The organism is Thalassotalea sp. Y01 (assembly GCF_012932945.1).
GTDB lineage: Bacteria > Pseudomonadota > Gammaproteobacteria > Enterobacterales > Alteromonadaceae > Thalassotalea_A.
This window is the reverse complement of record NZ_JABBXG010000004.1, coordinates 25,846-41,705: the sequence shown is the minus strand read 5'-3', so window position 1 is coordinate 41,705 and position 15,860 is coordinate 25,846. Positions and strand designations below refer to the sequence as shown.

The window sequence follows — 15,860 nt, the reverse complement described above, 5'->3', positions numbered from 1 at the left end:
TATACTTAAGCCATTGTTTTATAAACGGGTCTCAAATTTGAACCGATACAAGCTAAGTTTGCGCCTGTACCAAGTGTTGATTTTACTACTCACACCTTTGTTGGTACTGATATTTTTGTTGCGTTCGATTAACCATAAAGAGTATCGACAACGAATGCGCGAGCGTTTTGGCTGGGTCAGCAGCAACATGCAACCCGGTGGCATTATAGTGCATGCAGCCAGTGTTGGTGAGGTCATTGCCATTAAACCGTTTGTAGAAGGCCTATTGCTGCGTTTTCCTGAACTGCCGATAACGGTTACCACGTTTACGCCAACGGGCTCAGCGCAAGTGGTTAAGTCGTTTCATAATAGAGTTCAGCATTGTTACTTACCGCTTGATATATCGTTTTGTGTGCATTTATTTTATAAATTAATGCGACCACAAGCGATGGTGCTCATGGAGACTGAAATTTGGCCAACCATTATTCAACGGTGTTATAAATCCAACATTCCCTTAGTGCTCATTAATGCACGCCTATCTGAAAAGTCGTTAGCGCATTATCAAAAATTAACTTGGTTGATTACCCCAGCGTTAAATAAGCTTTCGGCAATCATGTGTCAAAGCCAAGATAACGCCGAACACTTTATGCGCTTAGGCGCTAATAGCGACAAAGTATCCGTCAGTGGAAACTTAAAATATGACATTGATATTACCGATTCGTTGCGCGAAAAAATTGCTGAGCTAAGTCAATTTGTTGACACAAAGCAACGTAAAGTATTGGTGTTAGGCAGCAGCCATCAAGGTGAAGAAGACGTCGCGTTGGTAGCGTATCGAACATTGAAAGAAAGGTTTAATGATTTGCTACTGATTATCGTTCCGCGCCATCCAGAGCGGTTTGATGGCGTTGCACAATTGGTACTTAAACAGCAATTAAACTTGGTTCGTCGCAGCGAATCTAAACCAGTAACAACGGATGATGATGTTTGGCTGATTGATAGTTTAGGGGAATTGGTCGCCTGTTATGCGATCAGTGATATCAGTATCATCGCCGGTAGCTTTTCTGATGTTGGTGGTCATAACCCATTAGAAGCCGCAGTGTTCGCCAAGCCGATTGTGGTTGGTCCTAATATGGCAAACTTTAAAGACATGAACCAAAAGCTTGTTGATGGCCGCGGTATTATTCAGCTAGACCATAACGAAGAATTGTCTAACACCCTGTTTAACTTACTACTCGATGAGCAGCTAATCAGTGATATTGGTAAAAATGCAGAGCAGGTGATCCTTGAAAATCAAGGCGCCACTCAACTTAGCATAGATACGCTGGCAAACTCTTTAACTCATTGATGATGATATTAAGATACAACACAGGCGAGAGAGAGCGTCTATGTTGTATCTAGCAGCAATCGTTATTCGCTAATATTGCTATGTAGCGCGCCAGACTCGTCAGTATCTGCAATAGCGGTTAAATTAAATGTCTGAGTATGCAGTACTGTGCCTGTTAAACTTCTTACTTCTAAGATCCAATCACCAGGTATTAATACGTCCTCTTTGGTCAGCTTTTTATCTAGGTGTAACCGCCTTTGCAAATCTGTATTCACCAAAAATAAGCTTTCATACTCATTGATTTCTTTAGGTGGTAACCAGCGCACGACGAGCATGGTATTGCTCTTATATTTGCTCTTCAAATCTTCATTGGCTGCAAGGGTTATGGTGGTACCAAAACGAACATCTTTCTCAACATTGAAGCGTGTTGTGCCATCTTCGATTTTTGAGTATTGGTAATCGCCACGATAATACTCCGGCTTAAAAACACCTGACTCAACTTTATCGACAGCAACATCGACGATGTCCAATTTGTACTTTTGTTTAATCTTCTGTTGTATTTTCTCTAGCTGTTGGTCATTAAACTGAGCCTGCCAAAGGATGGTGCTGATCACCGAACGCTGAGTACCTAGGTATTTTTTCTCTACCCAACGGCGTTCATGTTCAGGTAGATCTTGGTAGAACAATTGCGCCATACATTGCTCAAAGTCAAACTCGACCCCTTGCCCTAAACATTGCGCTTGCGCCATATAGAGTTGGCCATAGTGAGCCTCTTGCTGATAAGCCTGTTGGTAGTATTGATAGGATTTATCGTAATCTTTTTCTACATATTGGCCTTGTTGATAGATATCGCCAAGACGAATCGAGGCACTGGCACGACCGGCATCAGATGACTTTTGGTACCAATTCACGGCTTGTTCTATGTCTTCTTGATAAACAATACCACGGTGATAATAACTGCCAATATTGAACATTGCTCTGGCATGCCCTAAATCCGCCGCTTGTTGATAGTATTTGGCGGCTTTGTGTTCATCATTGGCAACATTGTCATCAAACTCAAACGCATCGGCGATGACAACTTTGTCATAGGCCAATGCGTCATTGTCTTTTGACGCCTCTGGTAATGGTAAATCCAGCTTACGGCGAATAAAGTCATCGATATAAGCGATTTCGTGGCGGTCACCACTCCAATATTTGTGGCCATGTCCGGTATTGGCATAGAACAAATATTCCATATCTTTGCCGAGCTGCTTTAAGCGATACTTCATGCGGTTCGCTTGTTCAAAGTCGGCAATGGTGTCTTTTTCACCGGCCATCAACAAGACTGGCGCTTGCAATTTTTCGGCAAAGAATATAGGTGAAACATCCTTTAATGATTCGTCAAAATCCCCCACAATTTCGGCAACTTTTTCTTGAAACTCTTGCTGTGTTTTTAAATTACTGGCATTAAACAAATGGGGTAGATCATAAATCCCGAAATTGGAGATAACGCATTCGTATTTGTCTGGGTGGTAGATGGCTAACATCATTGCCGAATAACCACCATAACTGGAGCCCATTGAACACATTCGTTCAAAATTGTGCTCTTGCTCCACTTTGCTCACAACGGCTGAGATGTCTTGCTCAATGAGTTGACCAAATTGCTCTTTACCACGTTGCAAAAACTCTTTACCAAAGCCTGAAGAGCCACGAAAGTTAACATTTAATACCGCGTAACCTCGACTGGCAAGGTACTGATTGTTGCGATTAAATATCGCATAGTCACGAACACCGACCGGGCCTCCGTGTGGGTTAACAATTAGCACACCATTGTCGTTACCGGTTGGTAAAGTAAGAATTGCTTCAATATAGGTTTCGTCATCAATTTTAACGTCAAAGGATTTTGCCCTTGCGTAGACCACATCCTGTTGCACTTCGTAGCGATTGCGTATCAAGGTGAGTTTTTTGGCACTCACATCATAATAATAAAACTGCCCTGGGTTGTCTGAGCCTCTGACCGACACCAATAAGGCATTATCATCTAGACTTGCTTGCACCACCGAAACCGACTGTTCAGGAAAAGATTTTTTCAATGATTTATGAAGACGAATGTGCGCAGAGTGGAAATACTGATTGGTCGGTAAACCATGAGAGAAATAGGTGACGTAAGCGATAGAACCGTCAGGGTTAAGACCGGCATCGGTTAGATCATAGCGGTTATGCTGAAACAACACCTCGCCAAATTCTTGGCTATGTAAATCAAACTCCACTAACGACACTAAATCCGTGATCTCGTTGCTTAATACCGCAATTTTACTGTCAGAGATAAAGCCAATAGCTGGTGTGAACTTTTCGCCTAATTCATAGCTGTTGTAATCAATCCATTCGCCATCTTGGTCATCAATTTTAAAATACCATTGCGTGACTTCATCATCATCAAAGGTCGCTGAAAACATAGCATTGAATTGTCTGTCGTAACGATAATATAAAGCGTCGTCCAGTGGCTCGATAAACTCAAAATTGCTATCGAAATTACCTGCATATAAGTCTTTGATATTGATTTTATATACGGTTAAATCATCACGTCGTGCGTCGCCTTTATGGGCAAACAATACCTCGTCTTCAATGTTCGGCAGGCTGTCAACAAGCCTACCCTCTGGTTCTAATAATCGCCATTTGGCTTTGGTCTTGCCGTCACTATAATCAATTTTAATAATACCGTTGCGACGTGAGGCAAAGGAGACAAAAATACTTTGGTTGTCTATCCAATTTAAATCAGAAATACGAGTTTTCGAATTGTGTTCAACTTCAATTAATTTGCTGCTAGTTTCATTGTTAGGATCAATCAATTCAATCACGTCATAATCATCATCTCTGTCATAAGAGACGATGTATTTACCATCAGGGCGCATTGCAATTTTGTAATGATCGGAATTTTTATACAGCTCTTCTGCATGTAATGGTTCGCCGGCAGTGCTGCTAAAGCTGACCAGTGCGAAGATACAACTGATGATTAACTTATTTGGCATTGACAGTCCCCTTGTCTGCTGACTCTGCGATAAACGGTGTTTGCGGTTGCTCTTGCTCCATGCGTTGAGTTTCTGCGACCAATTCAAAAAACGAATCCTCACCGACACCGTGATATACCATGTCTCGACCGGCAAGAATTTGTGGAAAGTTCTCTTCCATATATTCAAGGGCAACCGATGATTTATTAAGTAATTCAAATCGGCCACCGGCGTAGTACCAGTATGTGTATGTCGTAGCGTTGAGGTGACCTACGTAACTGATTTTGTCTTTCTCAACTGAAAACTGCCAAAGCTCATCTTCGAACCCGCGAATATGCGCATTGAAATTGATTTTGACTTCGTCGATAGTGTAATCACCCGCGGGTAAATTGATGAGAATATAGTTGCTACCTTTTTGCAGATCATCTGATGTCAGCTTAATCAGCTTGGTGCCACTGATAAGGATTTCCCGTAATGGACGGTTAGTATCGACGGCGAGTAATAAGTAACCCTCTTCTTTGTCGAGTTTATTGTCAATGTCGTCTTTGATGCTAGAGACTTTGGTGGCGCAGGAAGTCAATAAGCCAATAGAAAGTATGGCCACAAGCAGAATGTTATTTCTCATTATTATCTCGCTTTTTGAGGAGGTAAGCGATCACTAACAAGCATTACTTCCATGTAATATAGCAAGTAGCATGATAACCAACAGCGCATGGTTGGTCAATAAAGTAGCATAATGGGCTTATAGGATCTTATCAATACTGTTGGTGACCATAGCAACACTAATGCGATCCATTAATTCGCCTTTAGCCCGGGTGCCCCAAGGCAACTGCGCAACCTGTTTGCTGTGTTGCTCTAATACACATTGGGGGTAAACACTGACGACAAAATCTAGGCTATTGTATGGGCCTGTGCGTTGTGGGTTTGAATGGGCATAAAGACCAACAACTGGCGTCGATACTGTGGTTGCCATATGCGCCGGGCCGGTATCTGGGGCGATTACTAATTTAGCTGACTCAAGCACCGCTAACATTTGTTTTAAATTGGTTTTACTAACCAGATTGGTCAGAGCACAGTTAGCGTGCTTTTCAATGTCATTAGCAAGGTTGATTTCCAATTGCGCCGGGCCACCGCATAACACCACCTGATATCCCTTGGCGGTGAGGTGTTCAGCAACCTCAGCATAGCCTTTAGCATGCCAATTGCGCTCGGCTTTACTGGCGGCAGCTGAGATAACGCAATACAGTTTGCTTTGGTCAATATTGTCATGCGCCCAGTCTCGTTCTTGTTGACCGAACGGCATCAACCAGCTTGGCGCTTCGACATTAACCCCAATGGCTTTGGCGAAATTCATGAAACCATCGAGCACATGTGGCTCAGCTTGTGGAGCTATTTTTTTATTAGTAAACAACCATTGGCCTTCTTTGGCACGTTGCTTGTCGAAACCAACTTTGACTTTGGCGGGAATGAATAAACTGGCAATACTGGCTCTTAAGGCAACTTGCATATGTAATAGAACATCAAAGTCACGTCCTTTCATATGTTGACGTAATTGCATGTAGCCTTGCCAGCCTAAAGACTTATCAAACACCACAAATTCAACACCAGGTAAGCCTTTGAGCAACATGTGTTCGACTTTACCAATGACCCAAGTGATCTTTGTTTGTGGATATTGCTTTTGGATTTGTTGTACCATGGCTACCGCGTGGCAAACATCGCCTATAGCTGAAAGTCTTAAAATACAAAGAGATTTTGGCTCAAGAGAGGTTTGACCCGGCATAAAGGATTCACCACAATAATAGTTATAACCATGTGCTTATTGATGCAATCGCCGCAAACATTGTTTGCCGTGACGTTATCAATAGCCCCTATATAAAGGCTTATTATCTTGAACCTATCGAGATTTGTAAAACATTCAAACATAAATCTTTTTCAAGAAGGCAATATTCGTTGTTTATATGATGCCGATCTGCTCAATGATTTTAGTGTTGAAATGTTTGATTCGAGCTACTGGCAACAACAAAACGCGGTACTGGGTTCCTCTACTGGCCGCGGCACTGCATGGTTTGTACAGCACCCTCAAGTGAAAATGGTACTGCGTCATTATTATCGTGGCGGCTTGATTGGCAAGCTGATCAATGATAGTTATTTCTATACCGGCTTTATGAATACGCGCGCCGCGAAAGAATTTATTCTGTTGTCAGACATGCAACTGATGGGATTACCTGCACCAAAACCTGTCGCCCTTAAAATTGAGCGTCAAGGATTGACCTATAACGCCGATATTTTAATTGAGCTTATTCCTGGTGCAAATGATTTGGTGGCGTTATTGACGCAAACTGAATTGCCAGAGCAAAGCTGGCAGCAGATAGGTGCTTGTATAAAAGCCTTTCATCAGCAGCGCATCTATCATCATGATCTTAACGCCCATAACATTATGTTGGATAGCGACAATAAAATTTGGCTAATTGATTTTGACCAAGGTAAACAAATGGCCAGCGAAGGGCCATGGCAGCAACAAAATTTGCAACGTCTGCAACGCTCATTTTTAAAAGAGCAAAAAAAATTGCCAGTGTTCCATTTTAGTGAGGAAAACTGGCAATCATTATTGCAAGGCTATTCGAGCTAACTTATTACGCTTCGGCAGTCTCGGTCATAGCTTGTTGCTGTAGCGTCTTGTATTTGTCACGAGCGGTTTCAAATGCATCTCTAGCATCGCTGGTAACGTAAGGGCTTAGCAATGCGAAAATCTTTAATAGACCATCGTAAATACTTTCATCATTAATATCTGGTTCTTCATCAACCTGTGTTTGCAAGTAGCTTAACCAAAAGGTCGTGGTTAGGCGCAACAAACAGGTTAAATCTTCATATTCATCATCCTGAATGGATAGAATGCCAGCATCGCTTAACGAGTGCAGCATGTGTAATACACGCTGTTTAATTTGTCGTTGAATTTCACTGTAACGTTTTTTTAATGCCGGGTTTTTCGCTAACAAAACCGGTAAGTTGGAATAGAAAAAACGGAATTTGGAAATAAGCTGAAAGACGATATCCATATACAACAAAATGCTGTCTAATGGGTCTTCAGTTTCCCGTAAGTGTTGAAATTCAGAAATTAAATCATCCGCATATTCACTGTATATGGTATTGATGATGTCTTCTTTATTACGAAAATGGTAATACAGGTTACCAGGGCTAATACCCAAGTGTGCGGCAATATGGTTAGTGGTGATATTGCGCTCACCTTTTTCATTAAACAGCTCTATGCTGGCGTGAATGATCTTATCTCTTGTTTTCATTTCTTCCGAAACTCTTATTTAATGCCTGGCCCGATAAGCATATTTATCCAGGTAAGGTAGATATTACTCACCATCATACTATCAAATTAACTGAAAAAGGAAGTTTTTTGAGTATTTACTTTAGATGGCTAATCAGCACGCCGTATTTGCTTTGTGTGCAGCACAAGCTAAAATGGCAGAAAATGATTTGTTAATAGCTATTTATGAAAAATAAGGCGATATACCCGGGCACGTTTGACCCGGTAACCAATGGTCACTTGGATTTGATTGAGCGAGCGGCTACATTGTGCGATCAGGTTGTGGTTGGGGTTGCTGCGAGTCCTAGCAAAAAGCCTCGTTATGACTTACAACAACGCGTCGATATGATCACTGAGATCACCACTCACTTAGATAATGTCACTGTGGTTGGTTTTTCCGGTTTATTGGTAGACTTTGCCAAAGAGCAAAATGCTAAAGTGCTGATTCGTGGCTTGCGCGCGGTTTCTGATTTTGAATATGAATTTCAATTGGCCAACATGAACCGTCGATTATATCCCGAGCTGGAGAGTGTTTTCTTAACACCTGCTGAGGAAAACTCCTTTATCTCATCGACACTGGTTAAAGAAGTGTCCTTACATGGTGGTGATGTATCTGAGTTTGTGCATCCGCATGTTAAACAAATTCTTGATAAAACCGTGTTTAATAAAGCCAATCAAAGCTAATTGAGCAGCCCATCAAGGCAAATTAAAAAAGCTGGCCAATGCCAGCTTTTTAGTTTTTAAATCCGCTATTTATACAAGCTACAGAACTAATGCACCGCGTTCGATGCGGTTAATTTTTTTGGCAACGAGGGCAAAATGTTGTCGCCCGTCCACCTTGTTTAATTTCTTTTAACGGGGTTTCACAGAGAAAACAGGGCTGATCTTTGCGACCATAGACCATCAATGATTGGGCAAAATAACCCGGTCGACCATCGGCTTGAGTAAAGTCTTTTAGGGTGGTTCCGCCTTGTTCTATGGCTTGTTGTAATACCTTTTTAATTCTCTTTGCTAAATCGATAAAGCGTTTTTTCGAAATCTTGCCCGCGGCTTTTTTGGGGTTGATACCGGCTTGAAATAGGCTTTCATTAGCGTAAATGTTACCCACACCAACCACGATATGATTATTCATAATGAAGGTTTTTATCGCCACGGTTTTATTGCGAGATTTTTCATATAAATACTGTCCATCAAATTGCTCGGATAACGGTTCTGGCCCTTGGCTTGCCAACAGCGGATGTTGGTAAACGTCACCGGTAAGCCACAATACCGCACCAAACCGTCTTGGATCATTGAGGCGCAAAGTGAGGCCGTTATCAAACACCAAATCAAAATGATCGTGCTTACTGACTTCGGTATGTTCAGGGATAACTCGTAGCGTCCCAGACATGCCTAAATGCAATAACAAGGTGCCTTTATGGGTTTTGAGCAACAGGTATTTAGCGCGTCGAGTAACGCTGTCGATCACTTGGCCTTGGATATCATCAATGGTATCGGTAATCGGCCAGCGCATATTGGCATTTCGAACCACAACTTCTTTGACAGTGTGATTAACGATATGTGGGGTTATGCCGCGTCGGCATGTTTCTACTTCAGGTAATTCAGGCATGATAATTCATTAACAGGCTGTAGTGGTTGGCAACTAAGTTAGCTTGCAACAAGGTTAGGTGGCATTGGGCAGTCCAGCGTATCTGCAATCGCCCTCACTAACTCCATTTCTTGGTGTGTAAAGCTCTTGTCACCGGTTGCAATCAATAAACAGGCCCTAAGTATCCTAGGTTTCTCTTTTACCTGCAACTCGACTAACGTTTGCAGCGCGCCGTCTAGATCACTAAATTGACACTTATCTGCAGATAATAAACGTAACTCGCTCATGTCACTGACTTGCCTAACTAATGGCAGTAAGCGCTGTTTCTCATCGTCATCGCTGACCAATTGGTGTAATAAAGTGCTAAACAAAACTTCGACTGCGGCATAGCATTGCTGAAGGCGACGTTGTTTGTGCAGTTTGTTGGCACGAGAAAATGATGAGCCAACATGTCGGGTGATGATTTTTTGCAATATCCATTCGAACAAACTGATGTGCTGGTCAATGTCAATAAGTACCTGAATATTATCGGTAAATTTCTTATATTGAGATTCGTCCATGGATTGCAGAAGCGGTACGCTCATGTCAATTAATGGCAGGCGGAAGCGACGTTGTAACTTGCCAACGGTAATGCGTAATGCGAACACGTTATCGAGCACATCGGTTGGGCAATGCTCTTTTAAGTGGCTCAGTTGTGCCTTTAATAAGGATTCATCAGCTTCTAGTATTAAGGCATACACAAACGCTTGGGCACCATGTGGGGTGCGGACCGCATCAATCACATTAACGGGCATCTCAAGCAATAATTGTTGCGCATAATCGATGTTGTTGTCACTGATTTTACCAACACTTTCAATGGCTTTTTGCGCCACAACCGCAGACGTCAAGGTTTTTGCAAACTGCTCTTTTTTAGCTTGTTTTTGCTCTTTCGCTTGTTGGCGTTGTTGTTTCTTTAGTTCATCTTCACGTTGTTGCTCATTGATTTTGCGCTGCAATTTAAAGTGCGGCGATATACGTTCAATGCGCTTATCTAATGGCGGATGGGTGGCAAACATCGATTCGACAAAAGAACTTACGCCAGAGCTAAAGTAGGCGTGACTCATTTGCGGCGCCAAAGGTGTATCTAATAGTGAGCCATGATCTGAGTGACCTATTTTATATAAGGCACCGGCAATACCTTCTTTACTGCGGGTAAACTGGACGGCGCTGGCATCGGCCAAATATTCCCGTTGTCGACTGACCCCTGCTTTGATCAAACCGCCAAAAAAGTTACCACTAAAACCAATGACGATTAACCCTAAACCTAATGCTAAGAACGCTCCGGTATTTTTATTGTTACCGCGTACTGTGCGTAAAATATAGTAACCGATATAACCGATAATCAGGATGCCGTGCAAGACGCCAATCAAGCGCATATTTAAGCGTGTATCACCGTTTAGCAAATGACTGAATTCGTGGGCGACAACCCCTTGAAGTTCTTCTCGTGACAAGCGCTCAATGCAACCACGAGTGACACCAATGACAGCGTCCGAGCTGTTATAGCCGGCGGCAAAGGCATTAATTGCAGGTTCATGCGCAAGTATGTAGACACCTGGCACCGGCGTGCCTGAAGCAATGGCCATTTCCTCAACGACATTAAGCAGCATTTTTTCATTGGCGTCTTTGCTGTCATGGGTGACGCGTTGGCCCCCGAGCAGCTCGGCTATTTTTTTACCACCGGAGCCCAAACTAATACTTTTATAGGCACTGCCTGAGAAGATAACCACGGCGACGATACAGGCAACAAAAATGGCGGTTCGCCATTCAAATTGCTGAGTCATCAAGGACATGCTCAATGCTTGGTCTGGATCGAGTGCCAAGTACGCTTGTAGTGCCATAACCAGAAGGTAGGTCATGGCGATAAGACTAAATACAGCCGCTAAAAATAAAACGCCTAAACGCCAGGTGTTGCGTCTGGCGTTTTGTTGGGCCTGAAAAAAATCCATTAATTGAAAGCCTTAAATAGCGCTTATTTAAAAGACACTTTTGGTGCTTGCTGGATTTGTTGAGAATCCTCAAACTCAAGTAGGCTAGCATCTGGACCATGACCGAATGCACCGGCAAATACAGTTTGTGGAAAACTCTGTTTATAGGTGTTGTATGCCATGACCTGATCGTTAAACGCTTGACGCGCAAAACTAACACGGTTCTCGGTACTGACCAGCTCTTCGTTAAGCTGCATCATGTTTTCATTGGCTTTCAGCTCTGGATAATCTTCCATAACAAAATTAAGTTTATCCAAGGCGCCAACCAAAGCACCTTCCGCGCCCATTAACGATTGCATCGCTTGCGCATTGCCAGGTTGTGCCGCAGCAGCTTCTAAGCCTTTGGCTGCGCTGTTACGAGCACTGATTACCGCTTCCAATGTTTCTCGTTCGTGGCTCATATAAGCTTTAGCGGTTTCAACCAAGTTCGGTATTAAGTCATAACGACGCTTTAGTTGAACTTCAATTTGAGCAAAGGCATTTTTATAGCGATTCTTTAAGGCAACGAGTTGGTTATAAATGCCAATAACGTAAAAAATAGCAATAAAAACAACAACCCAAAATACGATTGTAGTGATACTCACAGGCGCTCCTAGTGTTAAATTGATGTTGCAATGCCCTTAATGTATCGGTTGCTTTGGTTAGCTGCAAGGAGTAAATGTTTCTAGATAAGGCGAATTTCGATAAAAATTAGGGGCAATGATTGGGGCAATAATCACAGCAAGGGAATTTTAGGTATAAAAAAACCCGGATAAACCGGGTTTTTTAAGAAAGCAGTAAACCAATTACTTGATTTTAGCTTCTTTGTAGATCACGTGCTTGCGAGCTTTCGGATCAAACTTTTTGATTTCCATCTTTTCAGGCATGGTCTTTTTATTCTTGTCAGTAGTATAAAAATGACCAGTACCAGCAGATGAAACTAAACGAATTTTATCACGCATTGTTCAATTCCTTAGACTTTTTCGCCACGGGCACGGATGTCTGTTAATACAGCATCAATACCTTTCTTGTCGATGATACGCATTCCCTTAGGAGTAGTACGTAATTTAACGAAACGATTTTCGCTTTCAACCCAAAAACGGTGTGTTTGAAGGTTTGGTAAAAAACGACGACGGGTAGCATTCAACGCGTGTGAACGGTTGTTACCTACCATCGGTTTTTTGCCTGTAACTTGGCAAACTTTAGACATGTGAGTCACTCCAATAAATAATTTTCAGCTCGAGCTTGTTTATTATATCGATTCAGTAGCAAAGCACACTGGTGCGCATTGACGATTGATCCGATATCAACTCCTCAGGCCGTCGCCCATAGGAGCCTGAAAAAGGTCGCAAATTATATAGACGTCCTTTTAAATGATCAAGCTTTATCGGCTACTAATTAAGCTGATGTTCTTAATGGGCGCGATTATACGTGTATTTGCTGAAAAACCCAACAGAAATTACCGCCAAAATCGCTTTTATTACGACATATGTATAAAAATAGTACGGTTCTGTTAATCAAAGGTTTTCAAGCGGTAAGTATTTTTATCCTTCAATAGCCACGGCAAATTGGGATTCAACGCAGATCGCTGCTAAATTTTAGGGATAGTAAGCAATACGAGGTGGGTTATGCGTTGGCAAGGTAAACGAAGAAGCTCGAATGTCGAAGACCGCCGCGGCCAGAGAGTGTCGGCTGGTGGTGGGGGGGGAATTGCCACCTTATTAATGCGTTTTCTGCCTTTTTTACTGCAAACCAAAATAGGCCGCATATTACTTATTGTTGGTGTTGTCGGTTATTTTGGCGCACAAATGCTGGGCGTGAATATCGCACCGCAGCAAAGTTCAGAGCAACAAATCCCGGCAAATACGCAATTAACCGAGCAGCAACAGCATTTAGGAGAGTTTGTCGCGGTGATTTTAGCGGACACCGAAGATACTTGGCACAAATTGCTACAACAACAGCAGAAAAGCTATCGCGAGCCGGTATTAGTGTTATTTACGCAGGCAGTGCAGTCAGCGTGCGGCACAGCAAGTGCTGCGGTGGGACCATTTTATTGCCCAGGTGATGAACAACTATATATAGATTTGTCATTTTATGAAGATTTGAAAACCCGTCATGGTGCGCCTGGCGATTTTGCCCAAGCCTACGTCATCGCCCATGAAGTGGGTCATCATTTGCAAAAAGTGCTCGGTACAACAACCAAAGTTAGACAGGCGCAACAAGGGGTGAGTAAAACCGAAGCCAATAAATTGTCGGTGAAATTAGAATTGCAGGCGGATTGCTATGCCGGTGTGTGGGGTTACTATGCTCATAACGAGCGCGACATGCTCGAAGCTGGCGATTTAGAAGAAGCGCTAACCGCCGCGGCGGCAATTGGCGATGACAGACTACAAAAACAGGCACAAGGGCGTGTGACGCCCGATAGTTTCACCCATGGTAGTTCAGAGCAACGGGTACGTTGGTTCCGTCGCGGCTTTGATAGTGGCGACTATTTGCAATGCAATACCTTTGGCGGTGCTAACTTATAGACGCCGCATGATCACATGTCGCCGCGTTCGGCTAACGAACAGGTTAAATGACCGGCGATGATAATGTGATCGAGCACCCTTATATCAATAAGTGCCAGCGCCTTGATTAATTTCTGGGTTATTTGTTTGTCAGCAAGGCTAGGTTCGGCAATCCCTGACGGGTGGTTGTGCGATAAAATAATCGCTGCGGCGCGATACTTCAAAGCTGCCTCTACGACAACGCGTGGATAGACGGTGGCGGCATCTATGGTGCCAAAGAACATTTTTTTGTAGCAAATAACCTTGTGTTGGTTATCAAGAAATAACACCGCAAACACTTCATGCGGTTCATGCTTTAATTGACTGATTAAATATTGTCGAGTTTGATGCGACGAGGTTAAGTTAACACCGGATTCTAGTTTGGCGGCAAGAAAACGGCGTGACATTTCTAAACACGCTTGTAGTTGCACAAACTTGGCTTGCCCAAGACCGGGCTGTTGACAAAAGGATTCGAGATCGGCGGTGCAGAGATTATGCAAATTGCCAAAACGTTGTAATAGCAGTCGACCTAGAGCCACAGCATCAAGACCTTTAATGCCGGTTCGCAAAAAAATCGCCAATAATTCGGCATCACTGAGGTTTTGTACCCCTAGGTTGAGTAATTTTTCGCGAGGGCGCTCGCTTGCAGGCCAATCTAATAACATATTTGCACTCCTTGCTTTAATGTATTGGTGGCGTATTACGGTCAATTAGCTGAATGTGAATACTTACTAATCTGAAGATAACTATTTAATATCCATTTAAATACATGTTATCTTATCGCCACAATTGTTATACACAGTACGTAATCTGTGTCACTAATTTTAGCAGGACGAGATGTTTTTACAGAATAAAAATATCGTTTTGGGCGTAACCGGCGGTATTGCTGCTTATAAATGCGCCGAACTGGTTCGCCGTTTAAAAGATCATGGCGCCAATATTCGCGTGGTAATGACCAATGGCGGCAAAGCCTTTATTACCCCTCTTACCTTACAAGCGGTTTCTGGTAATCCAGTCGCTGACAGTCTACTAGATCCTGCCGCTGAAGCGGCAATGGGACATATTGAGTTAGCCAAATGGGCTGACTTAGTGTTGATTGCTCCAGCATCTGCAAATACTTTAGCGCGCATGTCTGCCGGTATGGCCGATGATTTGCTAATGACCATTGTTTTGGCAACGGCAGCGCCGATTGCCATTGCACCGGCGATGAATCAGCAAATGTGGGCAGCAGCAGCAACCCAACAAAACCTTTCGACATTAATATCACGTGGCGTCAAAATCTGGGGGCCAGCAGCAGGTGAACAAGCCTGTGGTGACGTCGGTTATGGCCGTATGTTAGAACCTGATCAGTTGGTTCAACACACCCTAGAGCACTTTAGTGCGCTAGAACAGAGCCAAGAATTACAGGGACAGCACTGGCTTATAACGGCAGGACCGACGCGAGAAGCGATTGATCCTGTGCGTTATATTTCCAATCATTCATCTGGAAAAATGGGCTATGCCATTGCTGATGCTGCGCGCCAACTTGGCGCAAAAGTCACATTGGTTTCCGGTCCAGTAAATTTGCCCGCACCAGCAGGGTGTCAGTGCGTGTGCGTACAAAGCGCTGATGATATGTATCAAGCGGTAATGAACGGCGTTGAGCAAACAGATGTGTTTGTTGCTTGTGCAGCGGTTGCTGATTATAAGGTCGCGAACGTCAGCGATCAGAAAATCAAGAAAACCAGCGATAATCAACAGATGGCGATAGAGCTGGTGAAAAACCCTGATATTGTCGCCAGTGTTGCGGCACGACCAGACAAGCCCTTTACTGTGGGGTTTGCGGCTGAAACCCAAGATGTTGAAAGCTACGCCAAAGCAAAATTGCAGCGCAAGAATCTAGATATGATTGCCGCCAATGATGTGTCAAAACAAGGCCAAGGCTTTAATAGTGATGACAACGCGCTTAGTGTATTTTGGCAAGGTGGTGATCAGCAACTGCCATTAATGGATAAACAATCTTTGGCAAGGCAGCTGGTGTTGTTAGTTAAACAACGCATGTCCAATGAATAATCGTATCGTGCCAATTAGCTGTGTGGTGTATTAAGCAAAGCTATTTGCGGCAATATAAAGAAGTC

At 43.1% G+C, this 15,860-nt stretch carries 15 protein-coding genes; 5 read left to right on the top strand and 10 right to left on the bottom strand.

Features of this window, described 5'->3' with window-relative positions:
* Positions 1 to 37: 37 nt before the first annotated feature.
* Positions 38 to 1,324: a lipid IV(A) 3-deoxy-D-manno-octulosonic acid transferase gene (waaA, locus tag HII16_RS06740; RefSeq protein ID WP_169128662.1), complete on the top strand. Its 1,287-nt coding sequence runs from the start codon at positions 38 to 40 to the stop codon at positions 1,322 to 1,324.
* Between the two features lie 62 nt (positions 1,325 to 1,386).
* On the opposite strand, the gene HII16_RS06735 is transcribed toward waaA, so the two are convergent.
* The 3 genes from HII16_RS06735 to HII16_RS06725 form a co-directional block, all read right to left on the bottom strand.
* Complete coding sequence (locus tag HII16_RS06735) at positions 1,387 to 4,311, bottom strand: prolyl oligopeptidase family serine peptidase (RefSeq protein WP_169128660.1); 2,925 nt, start codon at positions 4,309 to 4,311, stop codon at positions 1,387 to 1,389.
* A complete protein-coding gene (locus HII16_RS06730; protein WP_169128658.1) occupies positions 4,301 to 4,915 on the bottom strand; it encodes a hypothetical protein in 615 nt (204 codons plus the stop codon). The genes HII16_RS06735 and HII16_RS06730 overlap by 11 nt, the downstream gene beginning before the upstream one ends.
* A 117-nt stretch (positions 4,916 to 5,032) precedes the next feature.
* Positions 5,033 to 6,070 (bottom strand): glycosyltransferase family 9 protein, encoded by a 1,038-nt coding sequence (locus HII16_RS06725; protein WP_169128656.1) that lies wholly within the window; start codon positions 6,068 to 6,070, stop codon positions 5,033 to 5,035.
* A gap of 108 nt (positions 6,071 to 6,178) precedes the next feature.
* Here HII16_RS06725 and HII16_RS06720 point away from each other — a divergent pair, with 108 nt between their 5' ends.
* A complete protein-coding gene (locus HII16_RS06720) occupies positions 6,179 to 6,919 on the top strand; it encodes a 3-deoxy-D-manno-octulosonic acid kinase (protein ID WP_211183437.1) in 741 nt (246 codons plus the stop codon).
* Between the two features lie 4 nt (positions 6,920 to 6,923).
* Here the strand turns inward: HII16_RS06720 and HII16_RS06715 are convergent, their stop codons facing one another.
* Entirely contained in the window at positions 6,924 to 7,589 is a 666-nt protein-coding gene (locus HII16_RS06715; RefSeq protein ID WP_135438288.1) for a TetR/AcrR family transcriptional regulator, read from the bottom strand.
* A gap of 203 nt (positions 7,590 to 7,792) precedes the next feature.
* On the opposite strand from HII16_RS06715, the gene coaD reads away from it, so the two are divergent.
* Positions 7,793 to 8,290 (top strand): pantetheine-phosphate adenylyltransferase, encoded by a 498-nt coding sequence (gene coaD, locus HII16_RS06710; protein ID WP_169128654.1) that lies wholly within the window; start codon positions 7,793 to 7,795, stop codon positions 8,288 to 8,290.
* A gap of 109 nt (positions 8,291 to 8,399) precedes the next feature.
* Here coaD and mutM read toward each other — a convergent pair whose 3' ends face one another.
* The 5 genes from mutM to rpmB all read right to left on the bottom strand — a co-directional run bounded on the left by mutM (position 8,400) and on the right by rpmB (position 12,407).
* A complete protein-coding gene (mutM, locus tag HII16_RS06705; RefSeq protein WP_169128652.1) occupies positions 8,400 to 9,215 on the bottom strand; it encodes a bifunctional DNA-formamidopyrimidine glycosylase/DNA-(apurinic or apyrimidinic site) lyase in 816 nt (271 codons plus the stop codon).
* Between the two features lie 38 nt (positions 9,216 to 9,253).
* Positions 9,254 to 11,179: a M48 family metallopeptidase gene (locus tag HII16_RS06700; protein WP_169128650.1), complete on the bottom strand. Its 1,926-nt coding sequence runs from the start codon at positions 11,177 to 11,179 to the stop codon at positions 9,254 to 9,256.
* 23 nt (positions 11,180 to 11,202) lie between these two features.
* Positions 11,203 to 11,802, bottom strand: coding sequence for a LemA family protein (locus tag HII16_RS06695; RefSeq protein ID WP_135438284.1), 600 nt, complete (start codon positions 11,800 to 11,802; stop codon positions 11,203 to 11,205).
* A 201-nt stretch (positions 11,803 to 12,003) separates the two neighbouring features.
* Positions 12,004 to 12,159: a 50S ribosomal protein L33 gene (gene rpmG, locus HII16_RS06690; RefSeq protein WP_033078277.1), complete on the bottom strand. Its 156-nt coding sequence runs from the start codon at positions 12,157 to 12,159 to the stop codon at positions 12,004 to 12,006.
* A gap of 11 nt (positions 12,160 to 12,170) precedes the next feature.
* A complete protein-coding gene (rpmB, locus tag HII16_RS06685) occupies positions 12,171 to 12,407 on the bottom strand; it encodes a 50S ribosomal protein L28 (RefSeq protein WP_135438283.1) in 237 nt (78 codons plus the stop codon).
* 418 nt (positions 12,408 to 12,825) lie between these two features.
* On the opposite strand from rpmB, the gene HII16_RS06680 reads away from it, so the two are divergent.
* Complete coding sequence (locus HII16_RS06680) at positions 12,826 to 13,725, top strand: neutral zinc metallopeptidase (protein WP_169128648.1); 900 nt, start codon at positions 12,826 to 12,828, stop codon at positions 13,723 to 13,725.
* Between the two features lie 11 nt (positions 13,726 to 13,736).
* Here the strand turns inward: HII16_RS06680 and radC are convergent, their stop codons facing one another.
* Positions 13,737 to 14,408, bottom strand: a complete 672-nt coding sequence (gene radC, locus HII16_RS06675; protein ID WP_169128646.1) for a DNA repair protein RadC — start codon at positions 14,406 to 14,408, stop codon at positions 13,737 to 13,739.
* A gap of 172 nt (positions 14,409 to 14,580) precedes the next feature.
* Here radC and coaBC point away from each other — a divergent pair, with 172 nt between their 5' ends.
* A complete protein-coding gene (coaBC, locus tag HII16_RS06670) occupies positions 14,581 to 15,795 on the top strand; it encodes a bifunctional phosphopantothenoylcysteine decarboxylase/phosphopantothenate--cysteine ligase CoaBC (protein ID WP_169128644.1) in 1,215 nt (404 codons plus the stop codon).
* Positions 15,796 to 15,860 lie beyond the last annotated feature (65 nt).